Here is a 16,724-nt window from a genome sequence, read left to right as displayed (position 1 = left end):
CAGTACAACGCTCCCGGATCGTCCGAGCCCACGCCCGAGCAGCCCGAGGCCACTGCCGCGCAGGAGCCGGCCGCGCAGGAGCCGGCGACGCCGGAGCAGCCCGCCGCCCCGCAGGAGCCCGACGCGACCGTTCCCCCGGCACCCGCCGAGCCGACCTACGCCGCTCCCGCCGAGCCGACGTACTCCGCTCCCGGGGCACCGACGTTCCCGGGCGCCCAGGCTCCGTACTCGCCTCCGGCCCCCGGCCAGGGCTACCCGCAGAGCTCCGTGCCGCCGTACGCGCAGCCGACGCCGCCCGCGCAGGGCTACCCGGGCGCCCCCGGCGACTCCGGTGGCCCGGGCACTCCCTACGGCGGTGCGCCGTACAAAGGGGCCCCCATGGCGCCGCCGGCTCCCGGCAAGGGCCTGGCGATCACCGGCCTCGTGCTGGGCATCCTCGGCTTCCTCGGCGCGCTGATCCCGTTCGGGATCTTCGGTGCGGGCCTGCTCCTGCTTGCCGCGCTCGTCATCGGCATCATCGTCCTGGTCAAGAAGAAGCCCGGCAAGGGAATGGGTCTGACCGCCGTGATCCTCGGCGGCGTCGGCCTCATCGCCGGCATCGCCATCACCATCGCCGTCTCCAGCTTCATCGCCGACCAGGTGCGCAACGCGCCCAACGAGATCCTGGAGCAGGCGTGCGACGACGCCGGGCTGACGCAGGAGGAGTGCGACGAGATCTACGGGCAGGGAGACGGACCCGCGACCGACCCCGGCATCGATGAGGGTGGAACGACCGGCGGGGAGGACGGCGCCGGCGTCGTCGCCGGATCCGTGGAGTTCGGCGAGACCGCGTTCGGCACGCGCGGCCCCGACGACGACTACTACTGGTTCACCGTCGAGGTGACCAACACCGACGAGGCGAACGCGCTCGAGAACTTCTACGCGAGCGTCGAGGCGGTGGACGCCGGCGGCACGATCCTCGACAGCTCGTCGATCGGCGGCATGCTGCTGCCGGGCACGACGATCTACACGGGCATCTTCTCGCAGATCGGCGACAACGAGATCGCGAAGCTCGATGTCCTTCCGGAGGAGGGCTTCGGGTCGGAACAGGTCGAGATGAGCGGCGCGTTCGCCGTCGAGGGCCTCGAGGCCGTGACCGACGAGTACTCGACCACCGTCACGGGCACGATCAGGAGCACGTTCGCGGAGGACCACGACAGCCTCGACCTGACGCTCATCGCGCGCGACGCCTCGGGAAAGATCGTGCTCGCCGATCAGGGCTACACCGACCGGGTTCCCGCCGGCGGATCGGCGAACTTCGAGATCTACCTGATCGACCCGATGCCCGAGGGGATCACCTACGAGGTGTACCCGCACATCTGGTGACGGGTCACACCGCGCAGCGGATGCAGCGGGTCGCGGTGGGGCGCGCCAGCAGGCGCCCCGCCGCGATCGGCTCGCCGCACACCTCGCACACGCCGTAGGTTCCGGCGTCGATGCGGGCGAGCGCCGCGTCGATCTCCTGCAGCTCGCGTCGGGCGGCATCGCTCAGGCCGCTCAACCGCGACCACTCCCCCGACAGCGTCGCCCCCTCGGGGTCGTGCTCGTCGTCTGCGGTCGCGTCGCCTCGCGCCGCCGCCACTCCCGACAGGTCGCTCGCGCGCGCGGCGAGGCGCCGCAGCGCGTCGGATCGCCGCTCGAGCAGCCGCTCGCGCGCGGCGTCGGACCCCTCGGACATGCGTGTCAGCCTACGCCGGACCTCCCCCACGCCCGGCGGTCACCGGCGCGTAGTCGTCCAGCGTCAGCGGCCGCACGCCGTCGTCGTGCAGCAGGAACTGCGCGCGCAGGGGCACATCCTGCAGCCGGAGCGCCTCTGCCATCGCGGCCGCCCAGGCGAGCTCCTCGCGCTCGAAGTCGGCCGCGCCCTCGCGCTCCCACACCAGCACGAGCGCCGCGGCACCCACCGCCTCGAGCACGAGGGGCATCCGCGCCGCGATCAGGTGCGCCGCGGTGACGGGCCCCAGGTCGTCGACGATGTTCGGCTCGTGCGGATCGCGGGGGAAGTCATCCGTCGGCATGATCGCCTCGCTGAGGCGGTCGTCCTCGTCCAGGAACAGCAGCCACAGCTGGCGCCGGATCGCGCCGGTGAGCAGGAGACCGATCAGCTCCTCGAGGTGGGCATCATCCAGCGGCTCCTCACGGAGCTCGTTCATGCGGCGCTCGTCCGCTTTTGTGTACGTCATGGAGAGAGCCTGACGCGCGCAGGCGATCCGGATCCGGGATCCGCGCATCCGGGGACGCCTTCACCGGTGGATGTCCCCTGTGGACGAATGAGACGACCCCCGCACCTTGTGGGTGCGGGGGTCTTGTTCCTGCTCAGGTAGAGCGGTCTCGTCAGCGAGCGGCAGAGCCCTCGACGTAGTCCTCGTCGGTCTGCTTCCAGGCGAACAGGGCGCGGAGCTCCTTGCCCGTGGCCTCGATGGGGTGCCCCTGCTCCTTCTCGCGCAGCGCGAGGAACTCCTGCGCGCCGTTGTCCTGGTCCTCGATGAAGCGCTTGGCGAACGCACCCGACTGGATGTCCGCGAGGACCTCCTGCATGCGCGCCTTCGTGCCGGCGTCGATGACACGGGGGCCCGAGACGTAGTCGCCGAACTCGGCCGTGTCGGAGATCGACCAGCGCTGCTTGGCGATGCCGCCCTCCCACATCAGGTCGACGATGAGCTTGAGCTCGTGCAGCACCTCGAAGTACGCGATCTGCGGCTGGTAGCCGGCTTCGGTGAGCACCTCGAAGCCCGCCTGCACGAGGTGGCTCATGCCACCGCAGAGCACCGCCTGCTCGCCGAACAGGTCGGTCTCGGTCTCCTCCGTGAAGGTCGTCTTGATGACGCCCGCGCGGGTGCCGCCGATGGCCTTCGCGTACGACAGCGCCACATCCCAGGCCTGGCCGGAGGCGTCGCGCTCGACCGCGATGATGTCCGGGATGCCGCGGCCCGCGACGAACTCGCGGCGCACGGTGTGGCCCGGCGCCTTCGGCGCGACGAGGATCACGTCGACACCGTCGGGAGCCTCGATGTAGCCGAAGCGGATGTTGAAGCCGTGCGCGAAGGCGAGCGTCTTGCCCTCGGTCAGGTTCGGGGCGATCGACTCGGAGTAGATGCCGCGCTGGTGCTGGTCGGGGGCGAGGATCATGATCAGGTCGGCCCACGCGGTGGCGTCGGCGACGTTCTTGACCTCGAAGCCCTCCTCCTGCGCCTTGGCGGTCGACTTCGACCCGTCCTTCAGCGCGATGGCGACCTCGACACCCGAGTCGCGAAGGTTCTGCGCGTGGGCGTGGCCCTGCGAGCCGTAACCGACGATCGCGACCTTCTTGCCCTGGATGAGCGACAGGTCGGCGTCCGCGTCGTAGAAGATCTCGGTGCTCACGGTGGTGGTTCTCCTTGGGTTGGGGTGTGGGAAGTTCGTGACGGTCGCTTCGGCTCGCTTCGCTCGCTCAGCAACCGGAAGCGGGTCAGCCGCGCATCACGCGTTCGGTGATGGACTTCGAGCCGCGGCCGAGAGCCACGAGGCCCGACTGGGCGAGTTCGCGGATGCCGAACGGCTCGATCGCCTTGAGGAAGGCGTCGACCTTGCCCTTGTCGCCCGTGATCTCGATCACGAGGGCATCCGGCGCGTAGTCGACGACGCTGCCGCGGAACAGGTTCACGACCTCGAGCACGTTCGAGCGCGAGGCGTTGTCGGCGCGCACCTTCACGAGCATGTGCTCGCGCTGGACGCTCGACGACGGATCGAGCTCGACGATCTTGATCACGTTGATCAGCTTGTTCAGCTGCTTGGTGACCTGCTCGAGGGGAAGCTCGTCGACGTCGACGACCACGGTGATCCGGGACAGGCCCGGCACCTCGGTCACGCCCACGGCGAGGGACTCGATGTTGAAGCCGCGGCGCGCGAACAGGCCGGCGACGCGGGTCAGCAGACCGGGCTTGTCCTCGACGAGGAGGCTCAGCACGTGCGTCGTCATGTCAGTCGTCCTCCGAGAACGCCGGGGCGTGGTCGCGTGCGTACTGCACGTAGCTGTTGCTGACGCCCTGCGGCACCATCGGCCACACCATCGCGTCGGCGCTCACGACGAAGTCGATCACGACGGGGCGGTCGTTGGTCTCGAGGGCCTTCTGGATGGCGGCATCCACGTCCTCCGCCTTCTCGACGCGGATGGCCAGGCAGCCGTACGCCTCGGCGAGCTTCACGAAGTCGGGAACCCGGATCGACTCGTGCCCCGTGTTCAGGTCGGTGTTCGAGTAGCGGCCGTCGTAGAACAGCGTCTGCCACTGGCGCACCATGCCGAGCGACGAGTTGTTGATGATGGCGACCTTGATCGGGATGTTGTTGATCGCGCAGGTGGCGAGCTCCTGATTGGTCATCTGGAAGCAGCCGTCGCCGTCGATCGCCCACACCACGCGCTCGGGCTGGGCGACCTTCGCGCCCATGGCGGCGGGCACCGAGTAGCCCATCGTGCCGGCGCCGCCGGAGTTGAGCCACGAGTTCGGGCGCTCGTACTTGATGAACTGCGCCGACCACATCTGGTGCTGTCCGACGCCCGCGGCGTAGATGCCCTCGGGGCCGGTGAGCTCGCCGATGCGGCTGATCACGTACTGCGGTGCGAGCAGGCCGTCGGTGGTCGGCGCGTAGCCGAGCGGGTACTGGTTCTGCAGGCCCCGGAGGTACGCCCACCACTCGGACGTGTCGGCCTTGTCGCCGATCGCGTGGAGCGCGGCGTCGAGGTCGACGAGCACGTCCTTCAGGTCGCCGACGATCGGCACGTCGGCCGTGCGGATCTTCGAGATCTCCGCGGGGTCGATGTCGACGTGCACGACCTGCGCGTTCGGGGCGAACAGCGCGGCCTTGCCGGTCACGCGGTCGTCGAACCGCGCGCCGAGGGCGACGATGAGGTCGGCCTCCTGCAGCGCGAGCACCGCGGGCACCGTGCCGTGCATGCCGGGCATGCCGAGGTGCTGCGGGTGCGAGTCGGGGAACGCCCCGCGGGCCATCAGCGTGGTCACCACCGGGGCGCCGCTCGCCTCGGCGAGGGTCTTCAGCTCCTCCGCGGCCCGGGCGCGGATCACGCCGCCGCCGACGTAGAGCACCGGCTTCTGCGCCTGCGCGAGCAGCGCGGCCGCGGCCTGGATCTGCTTGCCGTGCGCCTTGAGCACCGGCCGGTAGCCCGGCAGGTCGATCTTCGGCGGCCACACGAACGGCGCCTCGTTCTGCTGGGCGTCCTTCGTGATGTCGACGAGCACGGGGCCGGGGCGGCCGGTCGAGGCGATCTCGTACGCCGCGGCGATCGCGGCGGGGATCTCCGCGGCGTTCTTCACGAGGAACGAGTGCTTGGTGATCGGCATGGTGATGCCGACGATGTCCGCCTCCTGGAACGCGTCGGTGCCCATGAGCGTCGAGAACACCTGGCCGGTGATCGCGAGCAGCGGCACGGAGTCCATGTAGGCGTCGGCGATGGCGGTGACGAGGTTCGTCGCGCCGGGACCGGAGGTCGCGATGCACACGCCGACCTTGCCGGTGGCGGCCGCGTACCCCTCGGCCGCGTGACCGGCACCCTGCTCGTGGCGGACCAGGATGTGGCGCAGCTTCTCGGCCGACATCAGCGGGTCGTAGACGGGCAGGATCGCGCCGCCGGGCAGGCCGAAGACGTCGGTGACGCCGAGCAGCTCGAGCGAGCGGACGACGGCCTCGGCACCCGTGATGACGGGGGCCGACGGAGCGGCGGGACGGGACGCGGGAGGCCGCGGGAGGACCTTCGCCGCGTCGCCGGATGTCACGGAATGGAACGTGGAATCGGACGGCATGGTGATGCTTCCTTGAAGTCGGGTCGATGGATCCGCGTGAAGGGACGCGGATCAGCCGGTCGTCGCGCCCTCCGCTGCGGAGCGCACGAGTCGCGAGTACTTCGCCAGAACGCCTCGGGTGTAGCGCGGGGGCAGGGGCTCCCAGCCGGAACGGCGGGATTCGAGCTCTGCGTCGTCGACGAGTAGGTCGAGAGAGCGAGCCGCGATATCGACCCTGATCAGATCACCATCGCGCACCAGGGCGATGGGACCACCGTCCACCGCCTCGGGTGCAACATGGCCGATGCACAGTCCGGTTGTGCCGCCTGAGAATCGACCGTCCGTCAAGAGTAGTACATCCTTGCCGAGCCCTGCGCCCTTGATGGCCGCCGTGATGGCGAGCATCTCGCGCATGCCGGGGCCGCCCTTGGGGCCCTCGTAGCGGATGACGACCACGTCGCCGGCCTTCACGGTTCCCTCGGCGAGGGCATCCATCGCGGCCCGCTCGCGCTCGAACACGCGAGCGGGGCCCTCGAACACCGAGGCGTCGAACCCGGCCGTCTTCACGACCGCGCCCTCGGGGGCGAGCGATCCGTGGAGGATCGTGATGCCGCCGGTCGCGTGGATCGGGTTGTCGAAGCCGTGGATGACCTCGCCGTCGATCGGGTCGGGGTTCAGGTCCTTCAGGTTCTCGGCGAGCGTCTTGCCGGTGACGGTGAGCGCGTCGCCGTGAAGCAGGCCCTCGTCGAGCATCGCCTTCATGATCACGGGGATGCCGCCGTGACGGTCGACGTCGTTCATGACGTACTTGCCGAAGGGCTTCATGTCGGCGACGTGCGGCGTCCTGTCGCCGATGCGGTTGAAGTCGTGGAGCGTGAGGTCGACCTCGGCCTCGCGGGCGATCGCCAGGAGGTGCAGGACGACGTTCGTCGAGCCGCCGAGCGCCATGGCGAGGGCGATCGCGTTCTCGAACGACTCCTTCGTCAGGATGTCCTTGGTCGTGATCCCCTGGCGCAGCAGGTTGACGACGGCCTCGCCGGAGCGGTGCGCGAAGTAGTCGCGGCGGCGGTCGGCGGCGGGCGGCGCGGCGGAGCCGGGGAGGCTGAGGCCCAGGGCCTCGGCGACCGACGCCATCGTGTTCGCCGTGTACATGCCGCCGCAGGCACCCTCGCCGGGCGCGAACGCGCACTCGATGCGCTTGAGGTCCTCCTCGCTCATGAGGCCCGCGCGGCACGCGCCGACGCCCTCGAACGAGTCGATGATCGTGATGTCCTTCTCGGTGCCGTCCGACAGCTTCACCCAGCCCGGCGCGATCGATCCGGCGTACAGGAAGACGCTGGACAGGCCGAGGCGGGCGCTCGCCATGAGCATGCCGGGGATCGACTTGTCGCACCCGGCGAGCAGCACGGTTCCGTCGAGGCGCTCGGCCTGGATGACGGTCTCCACGCTGTCGGCGATGACCTCACGCGAGACGAGCGAGAAGTGCATTCCCTCGTGGCCCATCGAGATGCCGTCCGAGACGGAGATGGTGCCGAACTGCAGCGGGTAGCCGCCGCCCGAGTGGACGCCCTCCTTGGCGCCCTGCGCCAGGCGGTCGAGGCTCAGGTTGCAGGGGGTGATCTCGTTCCAGCTGGAGGCGATGCCGATCTGCGGCTTCTCCCAGTCGGCGTCGCCCATCCCGACCGCGCGGAGCATTCCTCGCGAGGTGGTCGCCTCGATCCCGTCGGTGACGACGCGGCTGCGGGGCTTGATGTCGGGCGTAGAGGACGGTGTTGCGAGGTCGACCATGTCGGCAGTCTATGCCCGGTGCGGAGGCGCTCCCGTTCGCCCGGACAAAGCGCCCTACGACGCACCGACGGCGCCTTCAGGATGCTCGCGAGACGGCCAGAGCGGTGAGCAACTCGGCGAGTTCGAGCGGGTCGGCGACCCGCACCTTGGCGGCCGTCTCGCCCTCCCCGACGCGGATGCCGAGGTCGCCCTCGCCCAGGCTGCGGAGGGCGTCCTCATCCGTGACGTCGTCCCCAGCGAAGACCACAGCCGTCGCCTCGGACTCTGCGCGCAGGCGCGCGATCGCCGTGTCCTTGCCTTCATGCCGCCAGGCGTATTCGACGACGTTCTTGCCCGTGCGGCGGCGCCACTCGGGGGCGCGTTCGGCCACCAGCGCGTCGACGAGCGACTGCGCGCGGGCGGCGTCGTGCTCCTGGGCAAGGCGGGTGTGCAGCGCGAAGCCGTAGGCCTTCGGCTCGACCCAGGCGCCGTCGATTCCCTCGACGGCACGCTCGACGTCGGCGACGAGCGCGTCGGCGATGCCCGCGCGCTCCACGACGTCCGCCATGGGGACGTCGTCCGCGGCGATCTCGATCCCGGCCGGTCGCCAGTGCTCGGCCCCGTGCGAGCCGGCGAGCCACACGACCGAGTCGTCCGCGTGCTCGCCGATCACCCGCAGATCCGCGAGCTGGCGACCGGACACGAACGCGACGGTCGTGTCGGGCGCCGCCGCAAGCCGGCGCACCGCCTCCGCCGCCTCAGGCAGCGCCCGGACCGCCATCGGATCGTCGCCGAGGGGAGCCAGCGTGCCATCGAAGTCGAGGGCGACCAGCAGTCTCTCCGTACGCGCGATCTCCTCGACGGCGGACGTCCACGCGGGGGCCATGGGGTTTCTCCTTCGGCTCAGCGACGAGCGTTGCGCGCCGTGCGGATCTTGTCGATGTCGTTGAGGATGTCGTGCGACCAGTCCTCGACGTCGTGTTCGAGGACACGGCGGCGCAGCGCGCGCATCCTGCGGGACTGCTCCCCCGGCGACATCTCGACGGCGCGCATGATCAGGTCCTTGAGGCCGCCGATGTCGTGCGGATTCACGAGCAGGGCGCTCGTGAGCTCGTCCGCCGCTCCGGCGAACTCGCTCAGCAGCAGCACGCCGGTGTTGTCGGTGCGGGCGGCGACGTACTCTTTGGCGACGAGGTTCATGCCGTCGCGCAGCGCGGTGACGAGCATCACGTCGGCCGCGAGGTAGAGCGCCACCATCTCCTCGCGCGGGAAGCCCTGGTGCAGGTAGCGGATCGCCGTGTGGTGCATTGTGTCGTAGTCGCCGTTGATCCGGCCGACCGTCAGCTCGATCTCGTCGCGCAGCTCGGCGTAGGCATCGACCCGCTGCCGTGACGGGCTCGCGACCTGCACGAGCGTGGCGTCGCCGACGGTGAGCCGGCCGTCCTGCAGCAGCTCGCCGAACGCCTTGAGGCGGTGGCGGATGCCCTTCGTGTAGTCGAGGCGGTCGACGCCGAGCAGGATCGTCTTGGGGTTTCCCAGCTGTTCGCGGATCTCGACCGCGCGCGCCCGGACCTTCGGGTCCTGCGCGAGCTCGATGTAGGACTGGGCGTCGATCGAGATCGGATACGCCTTCGCGATCGCGACCCGCGAGTCCTCCTTGCCGTCCTGCGGCGAGGTCACCACGATCTCGTTGGAGCGCGTCGTGTGGTGGAGCACCCGGCGCACGCTGCGCTGGAAGTTCCCGGCGTCGGCCTGGCGCTGGAATCCGATGACGTCGGCACCGAGCAGGCCCTCGAGCACCTGACGGCGCCACGGGAGCTGCGAGTACAGGCCGTATGCGGGGAACGGAATGTGGTGGAAGTAGCCGATGGTGACATCGGGCCGGAGCTCGCGGAGCAGCTTCGGCACGAGCTGCAGCTGATAGTCCTGCACCCAGACGACGCCGCCCTGCTCGACCGCGTCGGCTGCGGCCTGCGCGAAGCGGCGGTTGACCTGCACGTACGATTCCCACCACGACCGGCGGTACACCGGAGCGGCGATGACGTCGTGGTAGAGCGGCCAGATGGTGCCGTTGGCGAACCCCTCGTAGTACGACTCGATCTCCGGAGCGCTCAGCGGCACGGGCACGAGGCGGGCGCCCTCGAAGTCGAACGGCTCGATGTCGAGGTCGGGCTGGCCGCCCCATCCCACCCACGCGCGATCGGGCTTGCGCATGACCGGCTCGAGGGCGGTGACCAGACCGCCGGGCGAACGCCGCCAGCTCTCCTCGCCGTCCGGCGCGATCACCCGGTCGACGGGAAGGCGGTTGGCGACGACGACGAGATCTGCGCGAGACATATCGGCTCCTCCTAGGGGCTCCTTTTCACGGTATCAGCGGGGCCTTTCCGCGGCGGGCCCGGCCGCCGGGGCTTGACGGCGCATGCCCCGGCGGTTATGGCCGCGTGCCATGGGCACCGTCTCGCGCGCAAGCCCCTGCGCCCGGATGGTCCGGCCGCTAGCGTGGTGCCATGGCACTGCGCAAATACCTCAGCGGCACCGGACTGATCGGCACGCTCACGAGCGGCTACGCGCTGCTGCGCGGCGCGAACGCCCAGAAGTTCACCTGGCGCACCGGTCTCGGCTGGGTGAGCTGGGGCATCACCCTCGCGCTCACGATCGGCACGATCATCGACATCCGCAACGCCAGCCGCGGCCGCACCGTGTCGGAGGACTCCCCCATCCACGGCAAGGAGGCGAAGTACTACTCGCCCCGGGATGCCGAGAAGGAGCTCGCCAAGCGCCGTCGCTGAGGCCCCGCACCCGCGCGATCCGCGAATCAGGTGATGCCGCGGGTGAATTTCACCTTGGTAAGACCGAACGCGGCGCCCACTCGCACCAGGATCCACGACGTGCGGCATATCTTTGCCTCACCGCAGAGAGATTCGAGCAAAAGGAACCCCCCGTCCCTGGTCGCCCCCGACCCGCCCGACTGCGCACACTCGACGAAAGTGTCCGCGGATGCTGCCGACCGACAGGTCCGCGACCCTCGGCTGCGCCGAGGCCACCGTGCTCGAGGTATCGACGGGCGTGCGGCGTGGGCCGCGGAGGAGTAGACGATGATCGAAAGCCTCGAGATCACATCCGTAAGGCTCAGTGACCAGGTCGCGCGGCGCATCGCCGCTGCGATCATCGACGGCACGATCCCCGCGGGCGCCCGAGTGAGGGACAACGAACTCGCGCAGCAGCTCGGCGTGTCACGCATGCCCGTGCGGGAGGCGTTGCAGCGACTGCAGCGCGTGGGCTTGATCGAGACGGCGGCGAGCCGTTACACGCGTGTCACCGACGTGACGCCCGGACTGGTGCGTTCGACGCTCGAGTTCACCGCGCACTACACCACCTCGCTCCTGCGAATGGCGCTCCTGCGCATGGACCAGGCGCAGCGCGAGGAGGCGTCGACGCGTATCGACGAGATCATCACGCGCATGATCGCCTCCGATGCGGGGCTCGTCGCCCAACGCGAACTGCAGGAACTGCTGCTCGCCTACCCCGACAACAGTTTCATGGAGATCGTGTCGGGCGACCTGGGCATGGCGATCCAGCGCAATCTCACCGCTGCGGGACCCGTCGGCTCGGTCGCCGCGACTCTGGCCTACCTCACCGGCCTGCGGGACGCCGTGCGCGCGGGCGACGCCGACGAGGGCGAGCGGATCATCCGGGAGCACCACGGCGTGCAGGACTGACGTCAGAGCAGACCCTGCTCGCGCGCGACGCGCAGCATGTCGTGGCGCCGGGAGACGCCCAGCTTCCGGTAGATCGCCTGCAGCTGACTCTTCACCGTGTTGGCCGACACCTCCAACTGAGCGGCCGTCGCGGCGATCGACCTCACCGCGTCGATTGTTTCGAGAACGCGCCGCTCTCGTGGCGTCAGCGAGGCCAGCGTGACGGCAGGCTCCGGTCTTCGCATGTGCTGCCGGGCCAGGGAGACGAGGCTCGCGCTGTCATGCGAACGCTCGACGAAACCACGCAGATCTGCGAAATCGGTGCTTCCGATCAGGCCGAGCGCGACCGGCAGCGTGTCACGGTCCGCGAGCGCAACCGCGCGACCGAACGACTCGCGCGCCGCTTCCCTGGCTCCGCCACGCAGCTGCACGACCGCGAGCACCGCCCACGCCTCGATCACGAATCTCGGCATCGCACCGCCCTCCTCGATCGCGGCCATGGCCGACATCTCTGCGGCGTGGAGGTCACCCGCCTGAAGCAGCGCTGAGGCGCGGCGCGCTTCGGCGTAGAGGGGCAACCGAACGCCGGCCGGCGCCTGCAGCAGCCGCAGGGCGCGCGCCGGGGAGCCTTCGAGCAGCAGGCGGTACGACTCTGCGTATGCGAGCGCGCCGGCGTTGAGGGGCGCGGCGAGCAGACCGGGCGGCGATGTCTCGCAGGTGCGAGCGAGCTCGCTCTTGGCTCTCCCGATCTCGATTGGTCCGAGGTGCACCGCGTACATCACGGCCGCGGTCGCCGCGAGGATCCGGTGGTCGTACAGGTGATCCCCCGACAGCGCGACCAGCGAGGCGAGCGCGCCGCGGAAGTCGAGAGCGTCAGAGCGGCGCATCGACTCAGCGAGGCGCGCAGCAGACGACAGGCCGGCAGCCGTTCCCGGCCTCGCATGATGCACGGCGGACGCGCGCTCGATCCACTGCGCCGTGGCGTCGGCTCGCCCCGCAAAGGAGTTGAGCCAGGCCATCTCGGCTGCGGCCCCCGACGCGATGTCGTAGTCCGCTCGGGCGAACGCGGACGAGTACGTCTCCTCGAGCTGCGCTTCCGGCTGCGTGTCCCATCCGGTGCGCTCCATCGGCCCACCGACGACGAAGGCGAGCGCCCACTCGAACATCAGCCGCGGAGCAGAGGGAGGTGGCTCCTCACGCGCCGCCGCTCGGCGGTATTCGTCGCGCGCTTCGAAGGCGCACTCGACCGCCATCCCGACGTCGCCGGCCAGTCGTGCCGAGCGGCTCCGTGCGGTCAACTCGGCGACGCGGCGCCAGGCCGGGTCGGTGGACAGGCTCGTTCACCGAGCCGACGGTGGTGACGCACGGTAGGGGATCTGGAGATGAAGCTTCTTCCAGAGCGGCCGGCCCTCCAGCATCTCAGCGGGAACAGCCTCGGCTATGGCCCTGAGTGCCGTCGGATGCTCGCGGAGCATCACGTCCCAGTTCGCGTCCGCGAGCGCCATGGCATCCTCCCACTCGGCGTCGGCGAGGGCACGGAACGCCTGCGCCACGAGCGGTGGGACGCTCACACGAGCCCCCGTCGTCGTGCCGCCACGAGCAGTTCGCGTCGGTCATGCACTCCGAGCTTGCGGTAGAGCATTCGCAGCTGCGTCTTGACAGTGTTCGCCGAGACCATGAGGCGCGCGGCGGTCTCGGCGACCGTGTGCCCTTCGGTGAGCACCCCGAGCACGGTGCTCTCGCGTGTGCTCAGCCGCGGGCCTTCGGGGCCGGGTGTCAACGCGATGGGGGCCTCTGCCACCGCGAGCGCCAGGTGGGCGTGCGGATGCCGCCGAGGCAGAAGCGCGGTGAGCTCCCGCAGGTCGTCGGCAGGCAGCACTGCGAGTGCCACGAGCAGCCGGTGCTCGGCGGCAAGTTCCAGCGCCTCGCCGAACGCCTCCGCGGCCGCGCCATCCTCGCCGCGTCGCCGCAGCAGAATCGCATGCACGGCCAGCGCATCGATGCGCATCCGCGGCCAGCTGGCCCCTTCCGACAGGAAGCGGGTGGTCATCGCGTACGCGCGCTCGTCGTCGCCGAGCTGACGCAGGGCGGCGGCCGCGCGGCCCGACCCGATGGCGCCAGGAGCCCGCTCAGCCGTGCCGACGGCCTGCACCGCGAGCGCCGCCTGTCCGGAGAGCAGGTGCAGGCGCGCCTGCGCCACTCCCACCATCGCCTCGTTCAGATGAGCGGTCGCCCAGCCGTCGTGGAAGGTATCCAACTCGGCGCGCAGCTGCGCGAGCGTGGTGGCCGGGTCGAGCTGAGGATCGTGGGCGTCGATCAACGCGCGTACAGCGCACAGGAGGAGCGCGTGATCCCGCGCGTCGCCGACGGCGGCCAGTTCGGCGCGCGCCCCCGCGAGGTCGAGCTCATCGAGCAGCAGCTGCGCCCGAGCGATGCGGTCGGTGCGACGCGTGTGGTGCACGGTCGGGTGCTCCGCGCGGAGGCGGTCGATCCGGCCCAGTCAGGCCAGCGCCTGCGCTCTCTCCCCCGTGAGCGTCATGAGCCATGCGAGCTCGGCCGCGGCGTTGATCGCCGCACCCGGATACTCCTCCTGCTCGGCCGCCTCGTAGGAGCGCGTGAACAGCACGATGGCGTCGGCCCCTCGCCCGGCGAAGAGGGCGACGAGGGCCCACTCGTGATAGAGCTCGGCGCGGATGAACCTCGCTGCGGCGCGCTCTGCCTCCGGCGCCCGGGCGAGTTCGGACTGGGCACGCGCGGCCCACAACGCGGCATCGCCGAGCCGACCGCGTGTGCGCGCGGCCGCGGCGTACCCGGTATGCACGGCAAGGCGATCCACCAGGCTGTCGCTCGGGCGCAACGGAGGGAGCAGCCCACCCCACAGGCTCGGGCGCACGCGACCGAAGAAGGCGTGCGCGAGCGCCTGCCTGGTGACCACCCATAGCGGCCGCGCCCGCAGGACGTCGTCGGGCAGCGAGTCGGCCACCGTGCGCTTTACCTCGAGGCGGAAGCTGGAGAGGTATGACCAATGCTGCTCGCTGAGGGCGATCGCCTGGAGATGGTCGCCGTCCGCGAGCGCGCGGAAGATCGCGCTGACCCGGGGATCCTCCCCCTGGCTGCTCGGCATCCGATCTTCTTTCCTTCACTCGACGGATCGACGCGTCGAGACCGACGACACGCCCGAGGATTCTACGGTGCACCCCTGAGGGGCGAACCCCCGCATCCCCGTCCTTAAGCTCCCTGGGTGCTCACCATCGACGTCACCCAGCCCGGCACCCTCACTGCCGACTCGCGCGGAGCTGCGCGAGGCGTGCGCGCTCTACGAGCGCTGGCCGCGTGACCCGCGCCGAGAACGGAAGAAGCCCCGACGCGTCGTGACCGATACGTCGGGGCTTCTTGCTTGTGCACCCCCAGGGACTTGAACCCTGAACCCACTGATTAAGAGTCAGTTGCTCTGCCGATTGAGCTAGAGGTGCATGTTCCAGAGGCTGACTTTCGCGCTCCCGAACCGAGGGACTACGTTACCAGCCGGGATCGCTTCGCGCGAATCGGGGCGGCAGCTCCCGCTCTCCGGGCGTGTCACCGCGTCGTCGACAGGCGGAGATAGGATGGCCGCCCTGGCATACACGCCTCTCCTGCCCCCGAAGGAGTCAAGTGGCCGCTCTCATCCACATCCTCGTGAGGCAGGGTGCCCTGGCGCGGGAACGCGCTCTGGAGCTCGCCGGCTCCGATCGCGACGAACTGCAGCGGCTGCGCGAGCTGCTCGAGTCGGGCGAGCTTGACGGAGGCCCTCGACGGGATCACCTCGATCGAGGAGATCCTGCGCGTCGTCGCCTGATCAGAACGGCGCGTCCCGGCCCATCCTGAGATCGGGCATGGGCACCTCGGCGAGGGCTTCGAAGCGCACCATCGGGGTGGGCTTGTACGCGTAGGCGCGGCCGGCGGGTGAGACGTACTCGAGCAGTCCGTCGGGCCCTTGCCGCGTGCGCCAGGGCGAGTGATGCTTCAGGCGGTGATGCGCTTCGCAGAGGTGGGCGAGGTTCGTGACCTCGGTCGGGCCGCCCTCCGAGTACGGAACCGTGTGGTCGACGTCGGATCGTCGTGCGGGCTGTCGACAGCCGGGGAAGCGGCAGTGCTCATCTCTCGCCGTGAGGAACCGGCGCTGCGCGGCGGTCGGGGTGTACGCGTCGACGGAGAGCAACGCCCCGGTCTCGCAGTGCTGCCACAGGCGGGACCAGGTGGGCGCGCTCGCGGCGAGACGGCGGGCGGTGTCGGGGTCGATCGGGCCGTACCCGGCGAGGAACGCCGCACCGTCGCCGATGCCGTCGTCGTCGGTGAGGGTGTCGGTGGGGATGGTGACCTGGATGACGGCGCGGATGGCATCCACCCCCTCGCCTGCCGTGGGCGTGCCGGTGAGGACCATGTCGATGAGCAGGTCGGCGCGGTGGTGGTCGAGGGTGCGACCGTCGACGTCGCCGGCGGCGCGGGCGATGGCCTTGTTCTTGGTTCCCATCTGGGTGACCCGGTCGTGCATCGCGTAGATGAACGCGGCAGGGCCGACGATCAGCAGCTGCGCCATGCCGCCCTCAAGCGGGGAGGCCCACACGCCACGCGTGGCCATGGCTTCCTCGTGCCGCGCGGCGATCGGCAGCGGGTCGATCCGTTCGGCCACCACCTTCACCAGTGCGCGCAGCTGACCGACGGTCATGACCTCCGCGCGGGGAAGGACGATGCTCTCGTATTCGGCACGGGAGTCGTCATCCAGCCGCTCGCCCGCGGCGAGGATCACCTTCGCATGGGCCTCGGTGATGCACCCGTCGCGCAGCGCGGTGAAGGTGGCGGGGAACTCTGTGACCAGGGTGAGCGCGTCGGACATCCGGTTGCGGATCGTTCCGTCCGGGATCCGCGCCGCCGCACCGAGTTCTGCCGCCATGGACCGGGTGGCGAAGTCGTACTCCGACTCCGATCCGCTGCGCCGCGCCTGGGCCGCGGCGATCTGGGCGAGGCCCACCAGTGCGGATGCCTGGCGCGCACGCAGGCGTGCGATCTGCGCCTCGGCGTCGACGTATTCGTCGACCAGCGCCGACGTGCGGGCGTTCTCTTCGTCCGTGGGGATCCACGGAGCCGGAGCGATCGCCTGGGAGGTCATGAGGTGATTCTTCCAGGGGCCACCGACATTCCAGGTGAGGAAAAGGGCTGATCCGGGGTGTGAATCTGATCGCCTGGCACACAGGTTGTGGACGACAGATCCGAACGGCGGAGAGTGGCGGCGCCGTCGGCTGACACGAGTGTTTCGACTCGCTGCGCTCGCTCAACGCGACGTCCTCCGCGTCTCCGCCACGGCGCTGCTCGACGGATTCGTGTGGGCGCTGCCCGAGTGACGATCGCCGGATGACACGCCGGATGACGCACCGTGTTCCGCCGTCCGGACCCGGTGGGAGGCGCCGTT

At 70.2% G+C, this 16,724-nt stretch carries 15 protein-coding genes, 1 tRNA gene and 1 pseudogene; 3 read left to right on the top strand and 14 right to left on the bottom strand.

Annotation, left to right across the window (positions count from 1 at the left end; all coding sequences use genetic code 11):
• Nucleotides 1–1,365 (top strand): annotated as a pseudogene (locus IR155_RS04150) (hypothetical protein); the annotation flags it as partial.
• 4 nt (nt 1,366–1,369) lie between these two features.
• Here the strand turns inward: IR155_RS04150 and IR155_RS04145 are convergent.
• The 8 genes from IR155_RS04145 to IR155_RS04110 all read right to left on the bottom strand — a co-directional run bounded on the left by IR155_RS04145 (nt 1,370) and on the right by IR155_RS04110 (nt 9,917).
• Nucleotides 1,370–1,717: a TraR/DksA family transcriptional regulator gene (locus IR155_RS04145; protein ID WP_135113462.1), complete on the bottom strand. Its 348-nt coding sequence runs from the start codon at nt 1,715–1,717 to the stop codon at nt 1,370–1,372.
• Nucleotides 1,718–1,727: 10 nt separating this feature from the next.
• Nucleotides 1,728–2,222 carry a hypothetical protein gene (locus tag IR155_RS04140; RefSeq protein ID WP_135113460.1) on the bottom strand — a complete coding sequence of 165 codons (495 nt, stop codon included), beginning with the start codon at nt 2,220–2,222 and terminating at the stop codon, nt 1,728–1,730.
• A gap of 151 nt (nt 2,223–2,373) precedes the next feature.
• Nucleotides 2,374–3,402 carry a ketol-acid reductoisomerase gene (gene ilvC, locus IR155_RS04135; protein WP_135113458.1) on the bottom strand — a complete coding sequence of 343 codons (1,029 nt, stop codon included), beginning with the start codon at nt 3,400–3,402 and terminating at the stop codon, nt 2,374–2,376.
• An 85-nt stretch (nt 3,403–3,487) separates the two neighbouring features.
• Nucleotides 3,488–3,997, bottom strand: coding sequence for an acetolactate synthase small subunit (ilvN, locus tag IR155_RS04130; RefSeq protein ID WP_135113456.1), 510 nt, complete (start codon nt 3,995–3,997; stop codon nt 3,488–3,490).
• Nucleotide 3,998: 1 nt separating this feature from the next.
• Nucleotides 3,999–5,834 (bottom strand): acetolactate synthase large subunit, encoded by a 1,836-nt coding sequence (locus tag IR155_RS04125; RefSeq protein ID WP_135113454.1) that lies wholly within the window; start codon nt 5,832–5,834, stop codon nt 3,999–4,001.
• A 51-nt stretch (nt 5,835–5,885) separates the two neighbouring features.
• Nucleotides 5,886–7,601, bottom strand: a complete 1,716-nt coding sequence (gene ilvD / locus IR155_RS04120; RefSeq protein WP_135113452.1) for a dihydroxy-acid dehydratase — start codon at nt 7,599–7,601, stop codon at nt 5,886–5,888.
• Between the two features lie 76 nt (nt 7,602–7,677).
• Nucleotides 7,678–8,466 carry a trehalose-phosphatase gene (otsB, locus tag IR155_RS04115; protein ID WP_135113450.1) on the bottom strand — a complete coding sequence of 263 codons (789 nt, stop codon included), beginning with the start codon at nt 8,464–8,466 and terminating at the stop codon, nt 7,678–7,680.
• 17 nt (nt 8,467–8,483) lie between these two features.
• A complete protein-coding gene (locus tag IR155_RS04110) occupies nt 8,484–9,917 on the bottom strand; it encodes an alpha,alpha-trehalose-phosphate synthase (UDP-forming) (protein ID WP_135113448.1) in 1,434 nt (477 codons plus the stop codon).
• A 170-nt stretch (nt 9,918–10,087) separates the two neighbouring features.
• Between IR155_RS04110 and IR155_RS04105 the strand changes: the two genes are divergently transcribed.
• Both IR155_RS04105 and IR155_RS16125 read left to right on the top strand, forming a co-directional pair.
• The gene (locus tag IR155_RS04105; protein WP_228066612.1) at nt 10,088–10,369 is read left to right on the top strand and encodes a hypothetical protein; all 282 of its coding nucleotides are present in this window, start codon (nt 10,088–10,090) and stop codon (nt 10,367–10,369) included.
• Nucleotides 10,370–10,675: 306 nt separating this feature from the next.
• Nucleotides 10,676–11,299 carry a GntR family transcriptional regulator gene (locus IR155_RS16125; RefSeq protein ID WP_135113446.1) on the top strand — a complete coding sequence of 208 codons (624 nt, stop codon included), beginning with the start codon at nt 10,676–10,678 and terminating at the stop codon, nt 11,297–11,299.
• Nucleotides 11,300–11,301: 2 nt separating this feature from the next.
• Here the strand turns inward: IR155_RS16125 and IR155_RS04095 are convergent, their stop codons facing one another.
• The 6 genes from IR155_RS04095 to IR155_RS04070 all read right to left on the bottom strand — a co-directional run bounded on the left by IR155_RS04095 (nt 11,302) and on the right by IR155_RS04070 (nt 16,424).
• On the bottom strand, nt 11,302–12,444 hold the full coding sequence (locus tag IR155_RS04095; RefSeq protein ID WP_167760700.1) for a helix-turn-helix domain-containing protein: 1,143 nt from the start codon (nt 12,442–12,444) through the stop codon (nt 11,302–11,304).
• Nucleotides 12,445–12,618: 174 nt separating this feature from the next.
• Nucleotides 12,619–12,849, bottom strand: a complete 231-nt coding sequence (locus IR155_RS04090; protein ID WP_135113442.1) for a hypothetical protein — start codon at nt 12,847–12,849, stop codon at nt 12,619–12,621.
• Nucleotides 12,846–13,739, bottom strand: coding sequence for a helix-turn-helix transcriptional regulator (locus IR155_RS16205; RefSeq protein WP_135113440.1), 894 nt, complete (start codon nt 13,737–13,739; stop codon nt 12,846–12,848). Before IR155_RS16205 ends, IR155_RS04090 begins: the two co-directional genes overlap by 4 nt.
• A 39-nt stretch (nt 13,740–13,778) precedes the next feature.
• Nucleotides 13,779–14,402, bottom strand: a complete 624-nt coding sequence (locus IR155_RS04080; protein ID WP_135113438.1) for a hypothetical protein — start codon at nt 14,400–14,402, stop codon at nt 13,779–13,781.
• Nucleotides 14,403–14,678: 276 nt separating this feature from the next.
• Nucleotides 14,679–14,751, bottom strand: a tRNA-Lys gene (locus IR155_RS04075).
• A 362-nt stretch (nt 14,752–15,113) separates the two neighbouring features.
• Nucleotides 15,114–16,424 carry an HNH endonuclease signature motif containing protein gene (locus IR155_RS04070; protein ID WP_135113437.1) on the bottom strand — a complete coding sequence of 437 codons (1,311 nt, stop codon included), beginning with the start codon at nt 16,422–16,424 and terminating at the stop codon, nt 15,114–15,116.
• Nucleotides 16,425–16,724 lie beyond the last annotated feature (300 nt).

Origin of the sequence: Microbacterium paludicola, assembly GCF_015235415.1 — a bacterium.
Lineage (GTDB): Bacteria > Actinomycetota > Actinomycetes > Actinomycetales > Microbacteriaceae > Microbacterium > Microbacterium paludicola.
Note: the sequence above shows the minus strand (reverse complement) of the source record. Positions and strands in the feature narration are given on the sequence as shown.